The organism is Maribacter aquivivus, assembly GCF_900142175.1.
GTDB classification, from domain to species: Bacteria; Bacteroidota; Bacteroidia; order Flavobacteriales; family Flavobacteriaceae; genus Maribacter; species Maribacter aquivivus.
Genome location: NZ_FQZX01000001.1, coordinates 2,137,664 through 2,156,211, shown reverse-complemented (window position 1 = coordinate 2,156,211; position 18,548 = coordinate 2,137,664). Strand labels below are relative to the sequence as shown.

Below are 18,548 nucleotides of genomic sequence, written 5' to 3'. Positions count from 1 at the left end.
AAAAGGGGGCAAATCGCCCCCTTTTTTATTTATCCAATATTACACCAATATTCGGTTTAGAATAATTTGGTCCTTTTAACACCTTACCGTCTTCACGGTAAATAGGTTTACCATCTTCTCCAAGTTTACTCATATTACTTCTTTGTATCTCATTGAACACCTCTTCAATTTTATACTGCATACCATGCTCCAAAATAGTACCACATAATATGTATAACATATCGCCTAAGGCATCAGCAACCTCAACTAGGTCATTATTCTGAGCTGCTTCTAAATACTCTTTATTTTCCTCATCCATTAAATTGAAACGCAACGTATTTTTCGCTTCTCCTAAATCTGCAATCATATCTTCTGAAACACCTAGACCAAAAGAATTATGAAACTCTTCTACTGCTTTGATTTTGTTTTTCATCTTTATTATACCGTTTTCCGTTAGCTTTGCGTAAAAATATGAAATATGTTTAGCACCGGACAAATCATTTTTGCAATCGCTTTTGCAGTGGTTTTCGCCATAATTATTGTCATTACTTATAAAAAAGACTTCAAATTGCACCAAAAGAATTACAAAGGCGTTAAATGGATTGGTGTTTTCTTTACACTATTCGTAATTCTTCTATTATTTATAAAGTTTTTCCTAAAGGAATAGTTAATTTTTTTCCTACACCACAAAAATTAACATTTTCACAACAAAACACTGATAATCGGCGTTTAATATACCAAATACCGTAATTTTGCGTTATTCATCTATAAGGTGTAATATATTATGATGACATTTCTTACAATTTTCTTAGTATTAGTAGGTATTAACATTGCCTTGGTAGCGGTTAGCTTGATAAGTGTTTCTCAAAAAGCGAAAACACCATCTCAAAAATCAGCTAAACAACCAACTTCTGTAATCTATCCGTTAGATTTACTTACTACAAGCTACAAGAAAGCAGTTTAGTTTTTACCTTTATAAGGTATGAAACAATTTTTACTGGTTTTTATAGGTGGTGGGTTTGGTAGTATTTTAAGATACTACATATCAAAGAACCTGAATGCCTACTATTCAAATTTCTATCTAGGTACATTTTTAGTCAATATTATTGGTTGTCTACTTATAGGTATACTAATAGGTCTCTCTCTCAAGAACAATTACATTTCAGAAAATCAAACTTTACTATTAGCTACCGGTTTCTGCGGTGGCTTTACTACTTTCTCTACATTCGCTTTAGAAAGCAACATTCTATTCAAAGAATCTTCATTACTACAAACATCCCTATATATGGGTTTTAGTGTAGCAATTGGCATACTAGCTATCTCACTAGGGCTATGGATTTGCAAAATGTTATAGATTTAACATTCTCCATTCACTATTTTATTTTTATTCATTTTTTTAAGTATTTGCTGTTTTATTAAACAATCGTTAGATAATTACTCATTTTCCTGACGATTTTTCTATGATGTAGCGTAAATCGTCTTTATCTCTTCTTGGTATCTTCAGTATTATCATCTTAAAATAACAATACCCTAATTTTTTAGGGGTATATATTATCATACTGATAAAAATTAGTCTTCAGACCCTATTATTTTTAGGGTCTGAATGTTTTTAACATATATTTGGCAGTATCAAAAACTTATTCAAATGAAAAAAATCGAGGCAATTATCAGAAAATCAAAGTTTGACGATGTCAAAGAGGCGTTGCACAATATTGAAGTTAACTTCTTTAGTTACTGGGATGTAACAGGCGTAGGAAATGAGAAACAAGGTCATGTATACCGTGGCATTTCATACAGTACAACAGACATACAACGAAGATATTTATCTATTGTAGTATCTGATGACTTTCTTGAAAAAACAGTGAATTCTATTCTTGAATCTGCATATTCTGGTAATGTCGGTGATGGTAAAATATTTGTTTCTGAGGTTCAAGAAGCTTATAGAATTAGAACTAAGGAAAAAGGCTTGGCAGGAATTAACTAAACTTAAAAATAAACCACTCAAAAAATTACAAATATGAATGAAGTAACACAAGAATCGATGGACAAGGCTTTGGAAGCCATAAATGCCGACATGGGTGCATTATGGATTGTACTCGCCGGTATTTTAGTCTTCTTTATGCAAGCTGGGTTTACTCTGGTAGAAGTTGGTTTTACCAGAAGTAAGAATACCGGTAATATTATCATGAAAAACTTAATGGACCTTGCAATTGGATCTCTTTTGTTTTGGGCCGTAGGATATGGTATAATGTATGGAAGTGATTTGGTACTAGGAGGATTATTTAGATCTAGCCCAACAGATCAAGGGTATTTCTTTTTTAGTGCAACAGACTGGTACAATTTATTCTTTCAAACGGTATTCTGTGCAACCGCAGCTACAATTGTTTCTGGAGCCGTGGCAGAAAGAACTAAGTTTTCTACTTATTTAATACTTTCAGCTGTTTTAACAACCTTAATATATCCAATTTCAGGAAGTTGGTACTGGCCTTTTGATGATGATGCATGGCTAAACACTGCAGGTTTTATTGATTTTGCAGGATCCTCAGTAGTACACGCTGTTGGTGGTGGTGCTGCTTTGGTAGCAGCTATAATGGTTGGCCCTAGAATTGGTAAATATGTTGACGGAGAAGTAAAGGCTATTCCAGGTCATAATATGTTATTAGGATCACTTGGTGTATTTATACTATGGTTAGGTTGGTTTGGTTTCAACGGCGGATCTCAATTAGCTTGGGGTGGTGATGATACTATAGCGGCAGGTAGTGTAATAATAAATACTAATTTATCTGCAGCCATCGGTGCTATTGCAGCACTTTTCATGACTTGGTTAAGATATGGAAAACCTGATCTTTCAATGACCTTGAACGGTGCACTTGCCGGTTTAGTTGGTATAACCGCTGGTTGTGGAGCAGTAAACGCATGGGGCGCAATTGCCATTGGTTTAGTTTGTGGTTTAGCTGTAGTACTTTCTATTGAACTATTAGATAAAAAATTAAAGATAGATGATCCTGTTGGAGCAATTTCTGTACATGGTACATGTGGTTTTCTTGGTACTGTATTAGTAGGGGTCTTCGCTTTAGATGGTGGTCTATTATACGGTGGCGGAGCAAGCCTTCTTTGGGTACAAACTTATGGCTCTCTTGCCTATATTCTTTGGGCTGCCTTTGGAACATTCGTTGTACTATTTATATTGAAGAAAACAATCGGATTACGTGTTTCAAAACAAGATGAGATCGAAGGTTTAGACCTTACCGAACATGGATTAGAAGCTTACCCAGAACATATCTCAAACGATAAATAACAAAAAAATACGGAGCGTTTTGCAGAACGCTCCGTTACATAACCCTATCAATAAATTAGTCAAATTAATTCATCCCATTAGGGATTAAATCAAAACTTATGAAAACGATTATTTACACAAAATACGTAAAAAATATTTTTGCAACAGGTCTTATGCTTTTTGCAGCTGCTGGCGTAGTAGCTCAAGAAGAGGAAGAAGAGAAAAAAATAAGCATTAGTGGTTCTGTTGATGCATATTACCAAACTAACTTAAGCTCATCTGATGCTACTCCACAATCATTCGGCAGCTCTTTTGCAAACGAATTAGGTTTCGCTTTAGGTATGGCGAATCTTGTTGCTACTTATGAAGGAGAGAAAACAGGTGTAGTTGCTGATTTAGTTTTTGGACCTAGAGGTGATGATGCTGCAGGCGGATATAACCTAAACCAATTATATGCTTACTGGAATGTATCTGAAGGTACGACATTAACAATGGGTAGATTTAATACCTATTTAGGATATGAAGTAATTTCTCCAGTAGGTAACTTTAACTACAGTACATCTTACTTATTTTCTAGTGGTCCTTTCTCTCATGTAGGCTTGAAAGCTGATTTTGCACTTTCTGATGATTTCAGTTTAATGTTAGCAATTATGAACGTGACCGACACGAATAATAACTTAACAGGTGCTTACTCTGCAGGTGCTCAATTAGGTTATTCAGGACAATTCCTTAACTTCTACTACGATGGTGGCGAAGCTTTAGGATTTGAAATTGATTACACAGGTGGTTTTGATTTATCTGAAGATTTATTCTTAGGAATAAATGCTGCTTATGCTGATAACGATGGTGAAGGTTTCTCAGGTGCTGCTTTATACCCACAGTACGCTACATCAGATGATTTTTCTATCGGATTAAGAGGTGAATACTTCGCTACTAGATCAGATTTCGTAGATGAAGACCCAAGTGTTTTAGCATTAACATTGACAGGTAGCTATTCAGTAGACAACTTAACAATTAAGCCAGAAATAAGATTAGATTCTTGGGGTAATGATGCTGAGCCATACTTCGATGCAGATGGTGCAGCTTCTAAAAGCTTATCTTCTTTCTTAGTAGCAGCAGTTTACTCTTTCTAAGTTGTTGATAAAATTAATGGTTGATTTTATAGTTTAAGTTTTAAAACCTCGGCAATACCTGCCGAGGTTTTTTATTTTTACAACCTAATGGTCAAAAGCTTTTACCCCTACCCTAATCTCAGTATCCAAATTATTTACTGCTGGCACCAATGGGCAACTGAATTTCTTGTTATAAGCACAGTACGGATTGTATGCTTTATTAAAATCAAGAATAATTGTGTTCCCATCAGGAATTCTTAAATCCAAATATCTACCACCACCATAAGTCTCTTCACCATTTGTTTTATCTGTAAAAGGCAAAAACAAATAGTCCTCGTATTTTTCTTGAGTAATTAAATCTGGGGATTGATAAATTTCCAATTCATGCACTTTTCCATTAATAGAAAACCTTGCAATAGCATAAACAACCTCTGTAGACTCCCTATCAGTTGTTGTCGGCATTGAAAATGGTAATGCTTCCGGTGTTCTTATAAACTCCGCCTCTATTACATAACTGGTATCTGGCGCAAAGAAATCTAAAGTTTCAAAATCACTACGAAAACGATCTGCTAACGGGGAAGTTTCAGGATCCTTAAATTCAGCATTCAATTCCTCTTGAAACAATAAAATACCAGCTAACTTATCTGAAGTTACGGTAGATGTTATATCATTCTTTACATCATGATATTTCTTTTCTTGTCCGCATGAAACAAACATTCCTAAAACCAAAACAGCAATACATAATCTCATATCTCTAACTTTACACTTCAAAAATACAATTTATTCATTGTACCTTTTTTTACATATAATCGTACTTTAGAACCTTATACTTTTTAAATATGAAATTTACCTATATTTTACCTTTATTTCTTACCATCTTAATAAGCTGTCAAGAGAAAAAATCTACAGTTGAAAAAGAAATTATCGCTGAAGATATTAGAATAATGCCCAAGCTAAATCCTGAAAGCTACAATGTTGCTTTCCTGATTATGGATGGCACTTTCAATACCGAATTTACAGCACCTTATGATATTTTTCAGCATACTAAATATAGAGAAGGCATAAAGGCTATGAATACTTTCATCGTTGCAAACACCTTAAAGCCTATAACTACTTTTGAAGGGGTGCGCATACTACCAGATTATGATTACACGAAAGACGATTTACCTAAAATAGACATATTGGTAGTACCAAGTGCAGAGCATTCAATGGATAGCGATTTGAAAGACACAGCTATGTTAGATTTTATCAAAGAGGTTGACAAGAATGCACTGTATATGACTAGTCATTGTGACGGCGCATTCCCTTTGGCAAAAACGGGAATTTTAGATTCGGTTGCTTCAACGACTTTTCCTAGTGATGTAGAGAATTACAGAAAAATGTTTCCTTATCTGAATATAAAAGATAATGTATTATTCGTTCACGACGGAAAATATATAACCTCTGCAGGCGGAGCCAAAAGCTTTGAAGCTGCACTATACTTATGTGAAGTTTTATACGGAAAAGAAATTACCAAATCTCTAGCTAAAGGCTTGGTCATTGATTGGGATATAGAAAAAGTACCACATCTTACTGTTCAATAACATCATATCTAGCACCTTTTAAGTACTTTTCAACCACCTCGTTAAACTCTGGCATAATTTTAAATAAAGATGTATACTCTAATGAATACAACTCTTCTTTATTTGTATATCCGGTTTTTAAAAGTTCTTCTAAATAGAATAAGGCTGTACCGTAATCTTCCATTTTTGAGCTCATGGAGATGACTTTTAAATAACCATCATGTTCTGCAGGTGCAGTTATGGTTTTAATCATGTACAATAAATTTAAAGCTTCAAAATCTACTTTCTCATCAGCAGCTATATAATCTATATTATCAGAAACCAAGGCATTTATATAACCTCTTAACCTACTTGACATTTGGCGTTCAAACAAATTAGAACTTTTATCTAATTTGTTTAATTCTTCCATTTGAAAATTCCACCATCCTAAATTGGCATAGTTATATGAAATAATATCTTCCTCTAAATAATAACTATAATCTTCTTTAGTAAAAGACTCCTTCAAAAAATAACTGTTCTGACTTCTGTTAGCCTGTCTATAAGACGTGCTACGTTTTAAAACTTTTTGAGAAGCCTTTAAAGAATCTAATCTCATTAATGGATAGAAAATTTTCTCCATATCTAACATTTGATATGTAGCTAATAGTGGTTTTTGGTTTGATACATTATTATTTACATCTACTAAAAACTCATTGTAAGAGCTATTGATCAAGCTATCGTTTCGTTCTAAATGACCTTTTGCCATACTGGTCAACGTTAACATTCTAAATGCTTTGGCAATAGTTTCTTTCTCTGGTAGATTTCGAGCACCATCAAACACCAATAACTCATTTGGGAATTTTAATTTATTCAGCACCTGCTTGGTATTGTACATAGGGGTGAAATTATAATCTGACCTATTGACCAAACCAATAAACTGAAAAGGTTGTTTCGTATTTAATATTTCAACATTACCTACAGATGCCCCAATAGATATAACACCTTTTATTTCTCTAACAAACGTTGGTAGAATAGATGCAAACATTGCACCGCTTTCAAACCCTGCAGTATATGTGCGATTCTTTGCTGTTGGTATCGTATTAAAAACAGCATTAAACATTCTATTTGCAATGAGCACGTTTTCAGATATAGCGAGTGAATCACTAAGATTATTAGAACTAGCCAAAACGTAGCCTTCTTGCTCAGCAGCATTAATCAACATTGACACTGCAGCCTTTCCCTTCCCCTTTAAATCCATCACAAAAGCAACAGGCCAAGGCCTATTAATTTCAAAATTAGAAGGCAAATAAAGTGAGTACGTTTCATTTACAGTATCATTCACAGCTAAATTCTCTGTAATGGCACCTCTCAAAAGTCTAAGCTCTTGAGAATAAACAACCGAAGAAATTAAAACGAAGGTAAGTAATAGTATATTTTTCATCATTTATTTCACATCAAAAATCTAGCCAAAACAATTATCAATAAACAGTCTTTTGAAATTGATTTACAAATTACTTAAAGCTAGTAAAAACAATTGAATAAAAATTCTATTTAATCTTATGCATTGGCGCATTCGAAATAACCTGCGACAAAACAATATGTGTTCTGGTTTCGCCGTACTGAATTAGTTGATCAATAAACTTTTCTAGATGAAATTGATCTTTTAAAACAACTTCCATAACAATATTTTCATTTCCGGTAATTCGATAACAATTAATAACCTCTTCCAAGGTAAGAACCACAGACAAAAACGGTTTTAATTTTCCCATAAAAGCACGCAATGTTATAATGGCTTTTAATTGATGACCTGTCAACGCATGAGACACCGTAGCCTTATAACCTTGTATAATACCAAGGTCTTCCATTTTTTTAACACGTTCAGCAACTGCAGGTGCCGTTAGTCCTACGGTACGACCAATATTTGCAAATGATTCCCTAGCATTATTTTGCAATTGTTTAAGTATTTTCCAATTAAGCTCGTCTATCTTTGGATTCAAAAGTTTTTCTATTTAATTTTTTATTATCAAAGGTAAAAATACAAATTACATTTGTATTCGATAGAAAATTTACAAATAACTAACGTAATTTTATGTGACGCTAATTACACCCCACATAATGGCATATCGAAGTTTAAAACATCTACCTATTTATAGGAAAGCATTGGAACTCTGCACCATGAGCAGAGAGATTGCGTCTTATGTATCTTTTAATAAAGATTTAATGCGCCTTTGCGAATCAAAGAGCCTTAGAGATATAATGGCTAATTCTATTTTAACTGATTCCATTCTTATTCCTCAAAAAATTGCACAAGTAGAATATTCTAATTGTAGTAATGAACGTTTAGAAACCATTTCTTATATCAACATTATCATCAGAAATATCAACTCGTATTGTATGGGTTTAGAGAAACATGGTGTTAAAGAAACGGAGTATATTAATCTACTTAGAAAAGAAATTAAAAGTTTTAGAAAGTCTTATAAAGTTTGGAAATCTGAACACTCTTAATCAAACTAAATTCTTCTCAAATTACAAGTTATAGCAGCCATTTTAAGAATTATGGTCTATTTTTGATGCTATAATTAGAATTCCATTGAAAACAACAATTTTAATCCATTGTCCGGATCAAGCAGGTATTATATGCACTGTAACCGGATTTATTAGTAAAAACAAGGGCAATATCGTTTACCTTGATCAGCATGTAGACAAACCAGCTAACGTATTTTTTATGCGTACCGTTGTGGAATTTGAAGAAGACTATTATGACTTAGATCATTTCAAAACCCTTTTTCAAAAAGAGTTAGCTTCCACGTATAACATGCAATGGAGTATACACACAGACGATAAATCACCTAAAATGGCCATTTTCGTTTCTAAGTACAAGCATTGTCTTTATGACTTATTAAGTAGATACCGTTCTGGTGAATTAGAAGTTGAGATACCTTTTATATTAAGCAACCATAATGACCTAAGACATATAGCTGATCAATTTAACATTCCCTTCTTTCATGTTCCTTTTAATAAAGAGAATAGAGTTGAAGCAGAAAAAGAACAATTGGCTCTATTAGAAAAGTATGATATTGACTTTATTGTACTAGCTAGATATATGCAAATTGTTAGCGGAACACTTATCAATAAGTTCCCTAATAAGATTATAAATATTCACCATTCATTCTTACCAGCATTTGCAGGAGCAAAACCTTATCATGCAGCATTTAAAAGAGGTGTAAAAATTATAGGCGCAACGAGTCATTATGTTACGGAAGAACTAGATGCAGGTCCTATTATTGAGCAAGATGTAACCACCGTAACCCACTCCCACTCCATTGAAGATTTCATTGTCAAAGGTAGAGATTTGGAAAAAATAGTACTTTCACGAGGTGTAAAGCTTCATATTGCACGTAAAACTATGGTCTACAACAATAAAACCGTAATATTCTCGTAAGTACAATAGACCCTAAATAAAAATCATTAAGATGATAAAAAAAGTAAGCTTAGCTATATGCATGTTACTAGCAGTTTCATGTGCAGAATTACAACAGGTAGTAAATCAATTACCAACTTCTACAGAAGGCGTTTTAAGTAACGATGCCATTGCAAACGGATTAAAAGAAGCACTAGACCTGGGTATTGAAAAACAGGTTAGCAAACTAACTGCAACTGATGGTTTCTACAAAAATGAGTTAGTAAAAATTTTGTTACCAGAAGATTTACAGAAGGTAGATAAGACTCTACGAGATATAGGCTTAGGTAGTTTAGCAGATGAAGGATTAAAAGTTTTAAATCGTGCTGCTGAAGATGCAGTTTCTGAAGCAACACCAATATTTGTAAATGCTGTAAAAGATATGTCTTTCGTAGACGCCAAGAATATACTTTTAGGAAGCAATGACGCTGCAACTTCTTATTTGGAAACAAAAACAAATACAGAATTGTATGCAAAATTTAATCCGGTAATTAATGAATCTTTTAAAAAGGTAGGTGCAGATAAAATTTGGAGCTCGATAATTACAAAATATAATGCTATACCACTTACAAATAACGTAAATCCTGATTTAACGGATTATGTTACTGAACAAGCCCTATCTGGAGTATATAAAATGATAGCTATAGAAGAGGAAGAAATTAGAACAAAGTATTCATCTAGAACAACAGATGTACTGAAAAAAGTATTTGCACTTCAAGATAAAAAGTAGATTTTTAACAACCTTTACAATAACTTAAAAAGTTATGCGTTAAAAACTAAAGAACAGTATTAAAACATTCATTTTCAATTTTTTGAGTTAGTTATTTTTTGAGTTAGTTAGTTAAAAACCGGTGGGAGCATCGGTTTTTTTTTATTTTAAACTTTTTTAAAGAACGAAAAAACTAATACCACAAATTTATTTATTCAATTAACCTTGTTGTGCTAAATAAGCCACCACCTTCTCGTTAAAAAAATTAGGTTGCTCAACATTGACTACGTGACCACAGTCTTCAACTACTATGAGCTCAGAATTCTGATGAGATTTTGCTATTTTACGAATACTAGGTAAAAACAGATAATCTTCCTCACCCATAACATAAAGCGTAGGTATTTTAATATCTGCAGATCTAAAAAATTGTAGTAGCGGATTAATCTCTGACGTAAGTTTGAACCAACGAATAAATTCTTTTTGATACAACTTCTTAGCTTCTCGTACAAAGAGCAATCTAGACTCTCTATGATTCTTATTTGGCATTATTATAATTGCAAAGAACTTGTACAACCATAAGTACGGTATAACAGTTTTAAAAATGACACCAAGTTTCATAAGAATTTGAGAACGCAGGTTCAGTTTCATAATAGCACCACCCATAACCATACTCTCTACTCGTTCAGGATGATTTTCTGCTAAATTTCTAATAAGTATAGTACCTAACGAAATACCAACAAAGTGCGACTTCTCAATTTCCTCATGATCAATAACCTCAACGATATCATTGGTAATCACATCAAAAGTATATTTTTCATCAAAAACATTCTTAAGGCTAGGTTTAGAATTACCGTGCCCTCTTAAATCTAAAAGTAGTACGTTAAAATGTTTTTTAAACTCTCTTATCTGCTTATACCAAATAGAAGAACTACCACCTGCACCATGTACAAATGTAACCCACGTAGTAGATGTTTTGTGTTGATACGTTATATAATGAAGCAAATTGAAAATTTATTTAAAACACGGTTAACTTACAATGTATTAATTCTTTTTGACATAGCATTTAGGAAAATCAAAATTCAATTAAAACAGCTTCTCTTTTATGTTTTAACCTGTCTTATTGTTAAAAAAAAGACATATTACCTAATAATTAGATGTATAGCTCAACATACCCACGTCCAAAACTTGATTCTGAACGTATATTTGTAAGAACATAAATATAGTATAATGAACAAGCAGTATTGTAAGGTAGGATCGGTAACACCAATGGAAGCGAATAATGACATCATCAGCTTATTGGAGTATCAATATCAGACTTTTTTGGAAAAAGCTTCAAACATTCAGTCAAACACTCAATTAGGAGAGTTTTTCGAATCAAAAGCACAGAAAATTAAAAGAACTCTAGAAGAATTAGTTTAATTTTTCTAGCTCTATTTTCATAGCCTCTTGCAATTCTTTTGCCTTAGATTTGGCTGCGTCTGCAAAATTTTCTTGACTAGACGCATATATTATTCCGCGTGAAGAATTAATTAGTAGACCTATATTTTTGGTCATACCATACTTACACACATCTTTCAAGCTTCCGCCTTGCGCACCTACACCAGGCACCAATAAAAAGCTATTAGGCACTATCTCGCGAATTTCTTTAAGATATTCAGCCTTGGTTGCCCCTACTACATACATTAAGTTCTCAGAACCCTTATAAGTCGTAGAAACAGATAGTACTTCTTTATAAAGTTCTACCCCATCTATCTTTTTTGTCTGAAAATCAAAAGCACCTTCATTTGAAGTTAGTGCCAGTAAAATGGTATGTTTATCCTTAAAGGCTAAAAAAGGCTCAACAGAATCTCGCCCCATGTAAGGAGCTATAGTTATGGAATCAAAATTTAAATCTTCAAAAAATGCCTTAGCATATCTTGTAGAAGTATTACCAATATCCCCTCTTTTAGCATCTGCAATAGTGAAAATATCAGGATAATTAGCATTTAAATATTTAATTGTTTTACGTAATGCCGACCAACCCTGTACTCCATAAGCTTCATAAAAAGCAATATTGGGTTTATACGCCACGCACAACTCATGAGTAGCATCAATAATAGCTTTATTAAAAGAGAAAATAGGATCTTCATCTTCCAATAAAAAAGCCGGAATCTTTTCTAAATCAGTATCTAAGCCAATACATAAAAAAGATTGTTTTTTATGTATTTGATCTACTAGCTCTTGGGTAGTCATAAATTAAAATATCTCAGAGGCTTCCCTCAATTTCTCAGTATTCTCCACAAAACTTAATTCGTCTATTATTTTTTGAATGTCACCATCAATAATATTAGACAAATCATACAAAGTAAGACCAATTCGGTGATCAGTAACTCTACCCTGTGGGTAGTTGTACGTTCTAATCTTTGCAGAACGGTCACCACTACTTACTTGAGAATTTCGCTTAGCAGCATCTTCCTCTTGTTTCTTTGCCAATTCTAAATCGTATAATCTAGAACGAAGCACCCTAAAAGCCTTGTCCTTATTTTTATGTTGAGATTTTTGATCTTGACACTGTGCTATCAATCCGGTTGGTATGTGCGTTAAACGAACAGCAGAGTATGTTGTGTTTACAGACTGACCACCAGGACCAGAAGAACAGAAAAAATCTATTCTTACATCTTTAGGATCTATTTGGACATCAAATTCTTCAGCTTCTGGCAAAACCATAACCGTAGCTGCACTAGTATGTACTCTACCCTGTGTTTCTGTTTGAGGTACACGTTGTACACGGTGTACACCAGCTTCAAATTTCAAAGTTCCATATACATTAGTACCAGAAACCTCGAACTGAATTTCTTTATAACCACCACTAGTACCTTCACTAAGGTCAATTACATTAGTTTTCCATCCTTTAGACTCACAATACTTTGTGTACATTCTAAAAAGATCACCAGCAAAAATACTAGCCTCATCTCCACCCGTTCCAGCTCTAATTTCGACTACTACATCTTTTGCATCTTCTGGATCTTTAGGTATCAGCATTAACTTAATATCCTCTTCAAGCTTTGGCAATCCGCTTTTAGCCTCATCCATTTGCATTTTTGCCATTTCAAGCATTTCTGCATCACTTCCATCAGCGATAATCTCTTCGGCCTCAGCAATATTATTGGTAAGCTCAAGATACTCTTCTCGCTTATCCATTAAATCTTTAAGATCTTTATATTCTTTTGTGAGTTTTACATATTTCTCTTGGTCAGATATAATATCTGGCTGAATTATAAGGTCTGAAACCTCATCAAAACGTTGTTTTACTATATTTAACTTGTCTATCATATGCTTACTTCACTTGTATGGCAAATTTACAATAAAATTACAGACACACTAAAGCGATTATTACGGTAAGAATTAAAAAATGAAAAAGTAATTTTATATAAATGACATCTAATTAAGCAATATACCATTGCTTTTATGCATTTTATTGTTGCTATCTACAATAATTACCTCTGTATCACCTAATTGATTAATTAGAGCTAGCCCTGCATCGAGACCCATTACAAATATTGAAGTAGCTAATGCATCTGATGTTTCTGCGCTTTTAGCAAATACCGACACACTATTGATACCCGTAGCCGGGTATCCTGTTTTCGGATTTATTATATGAGTATATTTTTCATTACCTGATAGTATAAAATTACCATCACCACCAGTAGTTGCCACAGAAGATTCTAAAATAGGAATCCACGAAGATATACCGCCTTTTTGATCAGGGTTCACTACACCTATGAGCCACTTATCTCCCGTTACTTTTGTACCCCAAGTAGTGATATCACCATCTATATTTATGATACCCGCTTTAACCTCATTAGAAACTAACAAAGCTTTTACCTTATCTGCTGCAAAACCTTTACCAATACCACCAAAAGAAATTCTCATTCCTTTTTTATTAAGATAGACAGTTTGATCTTTACTATTCAGTATAATGTTTTTATATCCAATTTTACTCTTCACCTCATTCACTTCAGCTGAAGTTGGTATAGCCTCCATAGTACCATCTAGCTTCCAAATATCGTTCAACGTTGTAAATGTAATATCAAAAGCACCATCCGTTATTTCTGATAACAGAATAGATCGTTCAATAAGTTTATACAGCTCCCAACTTACAGGTATAGGTTTGATTCCTGCATTTTTATTTACTAAGCTGGTTTCAGATTCTTCATCCCAAGAAGAAATAAGTTTTTCTATTCTTTGCACCTCTGCCAACGCCTCTAGTATATAAATATACCCCAGCTCTTCATCTTCAGAAATTACGGTAATATCAAATTCACCGCCCATTACCTCATAAGATTTCTTAACCGTTACGTACTGTTTCTCTTGACCGTACGCAAAGCAGGTCATTAGACATAAAATTAAGACATAAAATTTCTTCACTTACTTTCTCTATTTGGTGGTAAATATTGACATAAAGAATAAAATAAGTTATGTTGGTGTAATTATGGTTTATGAATTAGGAGCGCGATGATTATTCAAAAACACGCAACATAGACCCCTCTAGGCTAGTATTATAGATTTTCAATGACTTAGAAGTGCTATTCGGAATTTCATTTAAAGGCGTACCAGTTTGCGAAAATTTAGACCCGTGTACATCACAGTAAAAAATACCACCATCTTGATTCACAAATCGGACTTGATCGTATTGTTCGTGGCTACAGATTTGAGTTGCAGCGACAAATTCACCTTCAAGGTTCTTAACGACAACTACTAAGTTTTTTAGAATAAAACCTCCGTTATTTGCCAGCTTTGCAGCCTCGGAAGACTCAAGGTCAATGGTAAAATCTACATCGGTTGGCGGCGTTACAATATCACCTTCTACATCACTATCTTTAGAACAACTCCCTAGACAAGGAAAAGTAATTGCAAAGGCTGCACCGGCACCTAGTGTTCGTAAAAATTTTTTTCTTTCCATAGCAAGATAGGTTTATACAAAAAGAACGATTTATTTACCCTAATCGTATGTGTTAATACACAAAGGTTCCATACTTACTTGAAATTGTTAGTTTTTTTGAATCTGACGCCTCTACTCTACCAATAATTTGCGCATTTACACCAAAACTTTTCGAGATTTCAATAATATCATTTGCAACATCTTCAGGAAGATAAAACTCTAATCTATGACCGCAGTTGAACACTTTATACATCTCTTTCCAATCTGTACCTGACTGTTCTTGAATCAATTTAAAAAGTGGTGGCACATCAAATAAATTATCTTTCACCACATGTAATTCATCTATAAAATGAAGAATTTTGGTTTGCGCTCCGCCACTACAATGAATCATTCCGTGGATTTCGTTTGAGCTATATTTTGAAAGTATTTTTTTAACTATAGGCGCATATGTTCTTGTTGGCGACAAAACCAATTTACCAGCATCGATAGGTGAATTCTCAACCGTATCGGTCAACTTTACATTACCAGAATAAACAAGATCCTTAGGCACTTCCGCATCAAAACTTTCTGGAAATTTCTCCGCTAAGTAATTCGAAAAAACATCGTGGCGGGCAGAAGTAAGTCCGTTACTTCCCATTCCTCCATTATACTCCTTCTCATAATTGGCCTGACCAAAAGATTCTAAACCAACAATAACATCACCCGCTTTTATATTGGCGTTGTCAATAACATCAGTTCTTTTTAATCTAGCAGTAACAGTAGAATCTACAATAATAGTTCTTACCAAATCACCTACATCTGCAGTTTCACCACCTGTAGAGTGAATGGTAATACCAAACTCACCTAAATCATTAATTAATTCTTCTGTACCATTGATAATTGCCGAAAGAACCTCTCCCGGAATTTTATTTTTGTTTCTACCTATAGTAGAAGAAAGCATAATATTATCAGTTGCCCCAACACAAATAAGATCGTCTATATTCATAATTAATGCATCTTGAGCTATACCTTTCCACACAGAGATATCTCCGGTTTCTTTCCAGTACATAAATGCCAAAGAAGATTTGGTACCCGCGCCGTCTGCATGCATTACCAAGCAATACTCTTCATCTCCCGTTAAATAATCAGGAACGATTTTACAAAACGCCTTAGGAAAAAGACCTTTGTCAATATTTTTTATCGCATTGTGTACATCTTCCTTTGAAGCTGACACGCCGCGTTGCTGATATCTTTCACTGCTTGATGTGGACATAATTTAGATTTGTGGCAAAAATAAGGGAATCATTAAAACTGCCACTGCTGTTCAGCTTAATATTCCCTCATTTTTTTCAATTACGAATTTAACTTACTGAATAAATAGCAATTCTCTATACTTAGTTAACGGCCATAGGTTGTTGTCCATCAGCTTTTCTAGTTTATCACTATGCATTCTAATCTCAACAAAATATGGTTTTACATTATGGCAATATGCTTCGGCCTTCTTCTTTGTATCTTTTAAAGAATTTGCCTTTTTACGAGCATCTGCCATAGCATCTACCATTTTTTTGATACCTACTACATGCTCGGCAATTTCTTCAATCATGGTCAATTGCCCTTCAGAGAATTTTTTATGAGCTGCACCATAAATTTCTTTCAATCCTGAGACGTTCTTGATCAACTTATTTTGATATTCTAACGCAGCCGGCATAATATAACCATACACCAACTCATTATATACTCTACCCTCTATCTGTAGATGCATAATATAATTCTCTAAATCTACCTCTTGGCGAGCGCTAACCTCAATCTCGCTCATGACGTTCATTGATTCAAAAAGCGCAATACTATTTTTTGATGTCAACACCTCAAGAGCTTCTGGCGTATTTTTATTGTTGCTTAACTTTCTTCTTTTAGCTTCATTTTCCCAGTCAGTACTATAACCGTCACCATCAAAACGAATTCTTTTAGATGTTTTAATATATTCACGAAGCACATTAAAAACAGCTTCGTCTTTTTTCAAGCTTTTCTTATCGATCAATACATCGACCTCCTTTTTAAAATCTCTTAATTGCTTCGCTACTATAGTATTTAAAATAGTCATTGGCTTAGAGCAGTTCATTTTTGCCCCCACACCACGCATCTCAAATTTATTACCTGTAAAAGCAAAAGGCGAAGTTCTATTACGATCGGTATTATCCATCAATATTTCAGGAATTTTACCTACAACGTTCAATTTCAGCTCTGTCTTTTCTTCAGGAGATAGTTTCCCCTTAGAAACACCTTCAAGTTCATCTAGTACATTACTTAATTGTGAACCAACAAAAATTGAAAATATAGCCGGCGGTGCTTCATTTGCCCCTAAACGATGGTCATTACCTGCCGATGCAATTGAAGAACGCAAAAGCTCTTCATACGAATCAACTGCTTTAATTGTATTTATAAAAAAGGTCAAGAATTGAAGGTTTTTCATTGGCGTAGAACCCGGACTAAGCAAATTCACCCCAGTATCTGTCGCCAATGACCAGTTGTTATGCTTTCCAGAACCATTAATACCAGCAAAAGGTTTTTCATGAAAAAGAACCTTAAGTTGATGTTTATCTGCAATCTTATCCATCACATCCATCAATAACAGATTATGATCTATGGCTAGGTTAGCCTCTTCAAAAACAGGAGCTAATTCGAACTGGTTAGGTGCAACTTCATTATGTCTCGTTTTAACAGGAATACCCAGTTTGGTACATTCTTTTTCTAAATCGCTCATAAAACTTAAAACGCGACTAGGTATTACCCCAAAATAATGATCATCTAACTGTTGCCCTTTTGCAGGTGTTTCACCAACCAAAGTACGCCCAGTCATCATAATATCTGGTCTAGAATGTGCAAGAGCTTTGTCAATTAAAAAATATTCTTGCTCCCAACCTAAAGTAGCATTTACCTTGGTAACCGTTTTATCAAAATACTTAGCTACCGCAGTTGCGGCATCATCTACAGCACCTAAAGCCCTTAACAACGGCGCTTTATTATCTAAAGCTTCTCCCGTATATGAAACAAAAATAGTAGGTATACATAATGTGGTACCATAAATAAAAGCTGGTGAAGATGGATCCCAAGCGGTATACCCCCTTGCCTCAAACGTATTTCTAATTCCGCCACTAGGAAAACTAGAAGCATCTGGTTCTTGCTGAACCAATTGTCCGCCTCCAAATTTTTCTAACGCCGTACCATCTGGTAAAAGGTCAAAAAATGCATCGTGTTTTTCTGCAGTAGAACCTGTTAATGGTTGAAACCAATGTGTATAATGTGTAGCACCCATGGTAATTGCCCAACCTTTAATAGCCTCGGCCACTTGATCAGCTATTTTTCTATCAATTTTAGAACCTGAAACCATAGCGCCCTTTAAACTCTCTAAGGCATCTTTGGTAAGATATTGCAGCATCTTTTTTCCATTGAACACGTTGATACCGAACAACTCAGAACGTCTTCCTTTCTCCTCAATTGCAATACTTTTTCGCTTCTGACTTTCGGCTATTGCATTAAATCTTGGTGATTTCATATATGAATACATTGTTA

21 protein-coding genes are annotated in these 18,548 nt (G+C 34.1%); 10 read left to right on the top strand and 11 right to left on the bottom strand.

Going from position 1 to position 18,548, the window contains the following annotated elements; translation table 11 throughout:
* Positions 1 to 25 precede the first annotated feature (25 nt).
* Entirely contained in the window at positions 26 to 412 is a 387-nt protein-coding gene (locus BUC31_RS09105; RefSeq protein WP_073243241.1) for a pyrophosphohydrolase domain-containing protein, read from the bottom strand.
* A 351-nt stretch (positions 413 to 763) separates the two neighbouring features.
* Between BUC31_RS09105 and BUC31_RS20110 the strand changes: the two genes are divergently transcribed.
* The 5 genes from BUC31_RS20110 to BUC31_RS09080 all read left to right on the top strand — a co-directional run bounded on the left by BUC31_RS20110 (position 764) and on the right by BUC31_RS09080 (position 4,389).
* Positions 764 to 943, top strand: coding sequence for a hypothetical protein (locus tag BUC31_RS20110; protein ID WP_133672411.1), 180 nt, complete (start codon positions 764 to 766; stop codon positions 941 to 943).
* Positions 944 to 961: 18 nt separating this feature from the next.
* Positions 962 to 1,333 (top strand): fluoride efflux transporter CrcB, encoded by a 372-nt coding sequence (crcB, locus tag BUC31_RS09095; RefSeq protein WP_073243237.1) that lies wholly within the window; start codon positions 962 to 964, stop codon positions 1,331 to 1,333.
* A gap of 291 nt (positions 1,334 to 1,624) precedes the next feature.
* Positions 1,625 to 1,963, top strand: a complete 339-nt coding sequence (locus tag BUC31_RS09090) for a P-II family nitrogen regulator (RefSeq protein ID WP_073243849.1) — start codon at positions 1,625 to 1,627, stop codon at positions 1,961 to 1,963.
* Between the two features lie 33 nt (positions 1,964 to 1,996).
* Positions 1,997 to 3,277, top strand: coding sequence for an ammonium transporter (locus BUC31_RS09085; RefSeq protein WP_073243235.1), 1,281 nt, complete (start codon positions 1,997 to 1,999; stop codon positions 3,275 to 3,277).
* Between the two features lie 98 nt (positions 3,278 to 3,375).
* Complete coding sequence (locus BUC31_RS09080; protein WP_073243233.1) at positions 3,376 to 4,389, top strand: outer membrane beta-barrel protein; 1,014 nt, start codon at positions 3,376 to 3,378, stop codon at positions 4,387 to 4,389.
* Between the two features lie 84 nt (positions 4,390 to 4,473).
* Here the strand turns inward: BUC31_RS09080 and BUC31_RS09075 are convergent, their stop codons facing one another.
* Positions 4,474 to 5,118: a DUF1684 domain-containing protein gene (locus BUC31_RS09075; protein ID WP_073243231.1), complete on the bottom strand. Its 645-nt coding sequence runs from the start codon at positions 5,116 to 5,118 to the stop codon at positions 4,474 to 4,476.
* A gap of 89 nt (positions 5,119 to 5,207) precedes the next feature.
* On the opposite strand from BUC31_RS09075, the gene BUC31_RS09070 reads away from it, so the two are divergent.
* Positions 5,208 to 5,951 (top strand): DJ-1/PfpI family protein, encoded by a 744-nt coding sequence (locus tag BUC31_RS09070; protein WP_073243229.1) that lies wholly within the window; start codon positions 5,208 to 5,210, stop codon positions 5,949 to 5,951.
* Here BUC31_RS09070 and BUC31_RS09065 read toward each other — a convergent pair.
* Together BUC31_RS09065 and BUC31_RS09060 are read right to left on the bottom strand one after the other, a co-directional pair.
* A complete protein-coding gene (locus BUC31_RS09065) occupies positions 5,938 to 7,353 on the bottom strand; it encodes an alpha/beta hydrolase family protein (RefSeq protein ID WP_084134978.1) in 1,416 nt (471 codons plus the stop codon). The genes BUC31_RS09070 and BUC31_RS09065 overlap by 14 nt on opposite strands.
* Before the next feature lie 103 nt (positions 7,354 to 7,456).
* On the bottom strand, positions 7,457 to 7,906 hold the full coding sequence (locus BUC31_RS09060; RefSeq protein ID WP_073243226.1) for an Lrp/AsnC family transcriptional regulator: 450 nt from the start codon (positions 7,904 to 7,906) through the stop codon (positions 7,457 to 7,459).
* Between the two features lie 178 nt (positions 7,907 to 8,084).
* Here BUC31_RS09060 and BUC31_RS09055 point away from each other — a divergent pair, with 178 nt between their 5' ends.
* The 3 genes from BUC31_RS09055 (at position 8,085) to BUC31_RS09045 (ending at position 10,099) form a co-directional block, all read left to right on the top strand.
* On the top strand, positions 8,085 to 8,414 hold the full coding sequence (locus tag BUC31_RS09055; RefSeq protein WP_244534027.1) for a hypothetical protein: 330 nt from the start codon (positions 8,085 to 8,087) through the stop codon (positions 8,412 to 8,414).
* Positions 8,415 to 8,499: 85 nt separating this feature from the next.
* Positions 8,500 to 9,351: a formyltetrahydrofolate deformylase gene (gene purU / locus BUC31_RS09050; protein ID WP_073243222.1), complete on the top strand. Its 852-nt coding sequence runs from the start codon at positions 8,500 to 8,502 to the stop codon at positions 9,349 to 9,351.
* A 31-nt stretch (positions 9,352 to 9,382) separates the two neighbouring features.
* The gene (locus BUC31_RS09045) at positions 9,383 to 10,099 is read left to right on the top strand and encodes a DUF4197 domain-containing protein (protein WP_073243220.1); all 717 of its coding nucleotides are present in this window, start codon (positions 9,383 to 9,385) and stop codon (positions 10,097 to 10,099) included.
* A 198-nt stretch (positions 10,100 to 10,297) separates the two neighbouring features.
* Here the strand turns inward: BUC31_RS09045 and BUC31_RS09040 are convergent, their stop codons facing one another.
* Positions 10,298 to 11,080 (bottom strand): alpha/beta fold hydrolase, encoded by a 783-nt coding sequence (locus BUC31_RS09040; protein WP_073243218.1) that lies wholly within the window; start codon positions 11,078 to 11,080, stop codon positions 10,298 to 10,300.
* Positions 11,081 to 11,305: 225 nt separating this feature from the next.
* Here BUC31_RS09040 and BUC31_RS09035 point away from each other — a divergent pair, with 225 nt between their 5' ends.
* On the top strand, positions 11,306 to 11,497 hold the full coding sequence (locus tag BUC31_RS09035; protein ID WP_073243216.1) for a hypothetical protein: 192 nt from the start codon (positions 11,306 to 11,308) through the stop codon (positions 11,495 to 11,497).
* Here BUC31_RS09035 and pyrF read toward each other — a convergent pair.
* The 6 genes from pyrF to BUC31_RS09005 all read right to left on the bottom strand — a co-directional run bounded on the left by pyrF (position 11,489) and on the right by BUC31_RS09005 (position 18,531).
* Positions 11,489 to 12,310: an orotidine-5'-phosphate decarboxylase gene (pyrF, locus tag BUC31_RS09030; protein ID WP_073243214.1), complete on the bottom strand. Its 822-nt coding sequence runs from the start codon at positions 12,308 to 12,310 to the stop codon at positions 11,489 to 11,491. The two genes, BUC31_RS09035 and pyrF, sit on opposite strands and share 9 nt — an antisense overlap.
* 3 nt (positions 12,311 to 12,313) lie before the next feature.
* On the bottom strand, positions 12,314 to 13,390 hold the full coding sequence (gene prfA, locus BUC31_RS09025; RefSeq protein WP_073243212.1) for a peptide chain release factor 1: 1,077 nt from the start codon (positions 13,388 to 13,390) through the stop codon (positions 12,314 to 12,316).
* Between the two features lie 108 nt (positions 13,391 to 13,498).
* Entirely contained in the window at positions 13,499 to 14,452 is a 954-nt protein-coding gene (locus tag BUC31_RS09020) for an FAD:protein FMN transferase (RefSeq protein ID WP_073243211.1), read from the bottom strand.
* Positions 14,453 to 14,576: 124 nt separating this feature from the next.
* Positions 14,577 to 15,020 carry a QcrA and Rieske domain-containing protein gene (locus tag BUC31_RS09015; RefSeq protein ID WP_073243209.1) on the bottom strand — a complete coding sequence of 148 codons (444 nt, stop codon included), beginning with the start codon at positions 15,018 to 15,020 and terminating at the stop codon, positions 14,577 to 14,579.
* Between the two features lie 52 nt (positions 15,021 to 15,072).
* On the bottom strand, positions 15,073 to 16,251 hold the full coding sequence (locus BUC31_RS09010; protein WP_073243207.1) for an AIR synthase related protein: 1,179 nt from the start codon (positions 16,249 to 16,251) through the stop codon (positions 15,073 to 15,075).
* Positions 16,252 to 16,344: 93 nt separating this feature from the next.
* Entirely contained in the window at positions 16,345 to 18,531 is a 2,187-nt protein-coding gene (locus BUC31_RS09005) for a glutamine synthetase III family protein (protein ID WP_073243205.1), read from the bottom strand.
* Positions 18,532 to 18,548 lie beyond the last annotated feature (17 nt).

What these genes read in the sequence shown, in the direction of transcription:
- BUC31_RS09105 (WP_073243241.1), bottom strand. Translation starts at nt 412, where the DNA reads ATGAAAAACAAAATCAAAGCAGTAGAAGAGTTTCATAATTCTTTTGGT.
- BUC31_RS20110 (WP_133672411.1), top strand. Translation starts at nt 764, where the DNA reads ATGATGACATTTCTTACAATTTTCTTAGTATTAGTAGGTATTAACATT.
- crcB (WP_073243237.1), top strand. Translation starts at nt 962, where the DNA reads ATGAAACAATTTTTACTGGTTTTTATAGGTGGTGGGTTTGGTAGTATT.
- BUC31_RS09090 (WP_073243849.1), top strand. Translation starts at nt 1,625, where the DNA reads ATGAAAAAAATCGAGGCAATTATCAGAAAATCAAAGTTTGACGATGTC.
- BUC31_RS09085 (WP_073243235.1), top strand. Translation starts at nt 1,997, where the DNA reads ATGAATGAAGTAACACAAGAATCGATGGACAAGGCTTTGGAAGCCATA.
- BUC31_RS09080 (WP_073243233.1), top strand. Translation starts at nt 3,376, where the DNA reads ATGAAAACGATTATTTACACAAAATACGTAAAAAATATTTTTGCAACA.
- BUC31_RS09075 (WP_073243231.1), bottom strand. Translation starts at nt 5,118, where the DNA reads ATGAGATTATGTATTGCTGTTTTGGTTTTAGGAATGTTTGTTTCATGC.
- BUC31_RS09070 (WP_073243229.1), top strand. Translation starts at nt 5,208, where the DNA reads ATGAAATTTACCTATATTTTACCTTTATTTCTTACCATCTTAATAAGC.
- BUC31_RS09065 (WP_084134978.1), bottom strand. Translation starts at nt 7,353, where the DNA reads ATGATGAAAAATATACTATTACTTACCTTCGTTTTAATTTCTTCGGTT.
- BUC31_RS09055 (WP_244534027.1), top strand. Translation starts at nt 8,085, where the DNA reads ATGAGCAGAGAGATTGCGTCTTATGTATCTTTTAATAAAGATTTAATG.
- BUC31_RS09045 (WP_073243220.1), top strand. Translation starts at nt 9,383, where the DNA reads ATGATAAAAAAAGTAAGCTTAGCTATATGCATGTTACTAGCAGTTTCA.
- BUC31_RS09035 (WP_073243216.1), top strand. Translation starts at nt 11,306, where the DNA reads ATGAACAAGCAGTATTGTAAGGTAGGATCGGTAACACCAATGGAAGCG.
- pyrF (WP_073243214.1), bottom strand. Translation starts at nt 12,310, where the DNA reads ATGACTACCCAAGAGCTAGTAGATCAAATACATAAAAAACAATCTTTT.
- prfA (WP_073243212.1), bottom strand. Translation starts at nt 13,390, where the DNA reads ATGATAGACAAGTTAAATATAGTAAAACAACGTTTTGATGAGGTTTCA.
- BUC31_RS09020 (WP_073243211.1), bottom strand. Translation starts at nt 14,452, where the DNA reads ATGACCTGCTTTGCGTACGGTCAAGAGAAACAGTACGTAACGGTTAAG.
- BUC31_RS09015 (WP_073243209.1), bottom strand. Translation starts at nt 15,020, where the DNA reads ATGGAAAGAAAAAAATTTTTACGAACACTAGGTGCCGGTGCAGCCTTT.
- BUC31_RS09010 (WP_073243207.1), bottom strand. Translation starts at nt 16,251, where the DNA reads ATGTCCACATCAAGCAGTGAAAGATATCAGCAACGCGGCGTGTCAGCT.
- BUC31_RS09005 (WP_073243205.1), bottom strand. Translation starts at nt 18,531, where the DNA reads ATGAAATCACCAAGATTTAATGCAATAGCCGAAAGTCAGAAGCGAAAA.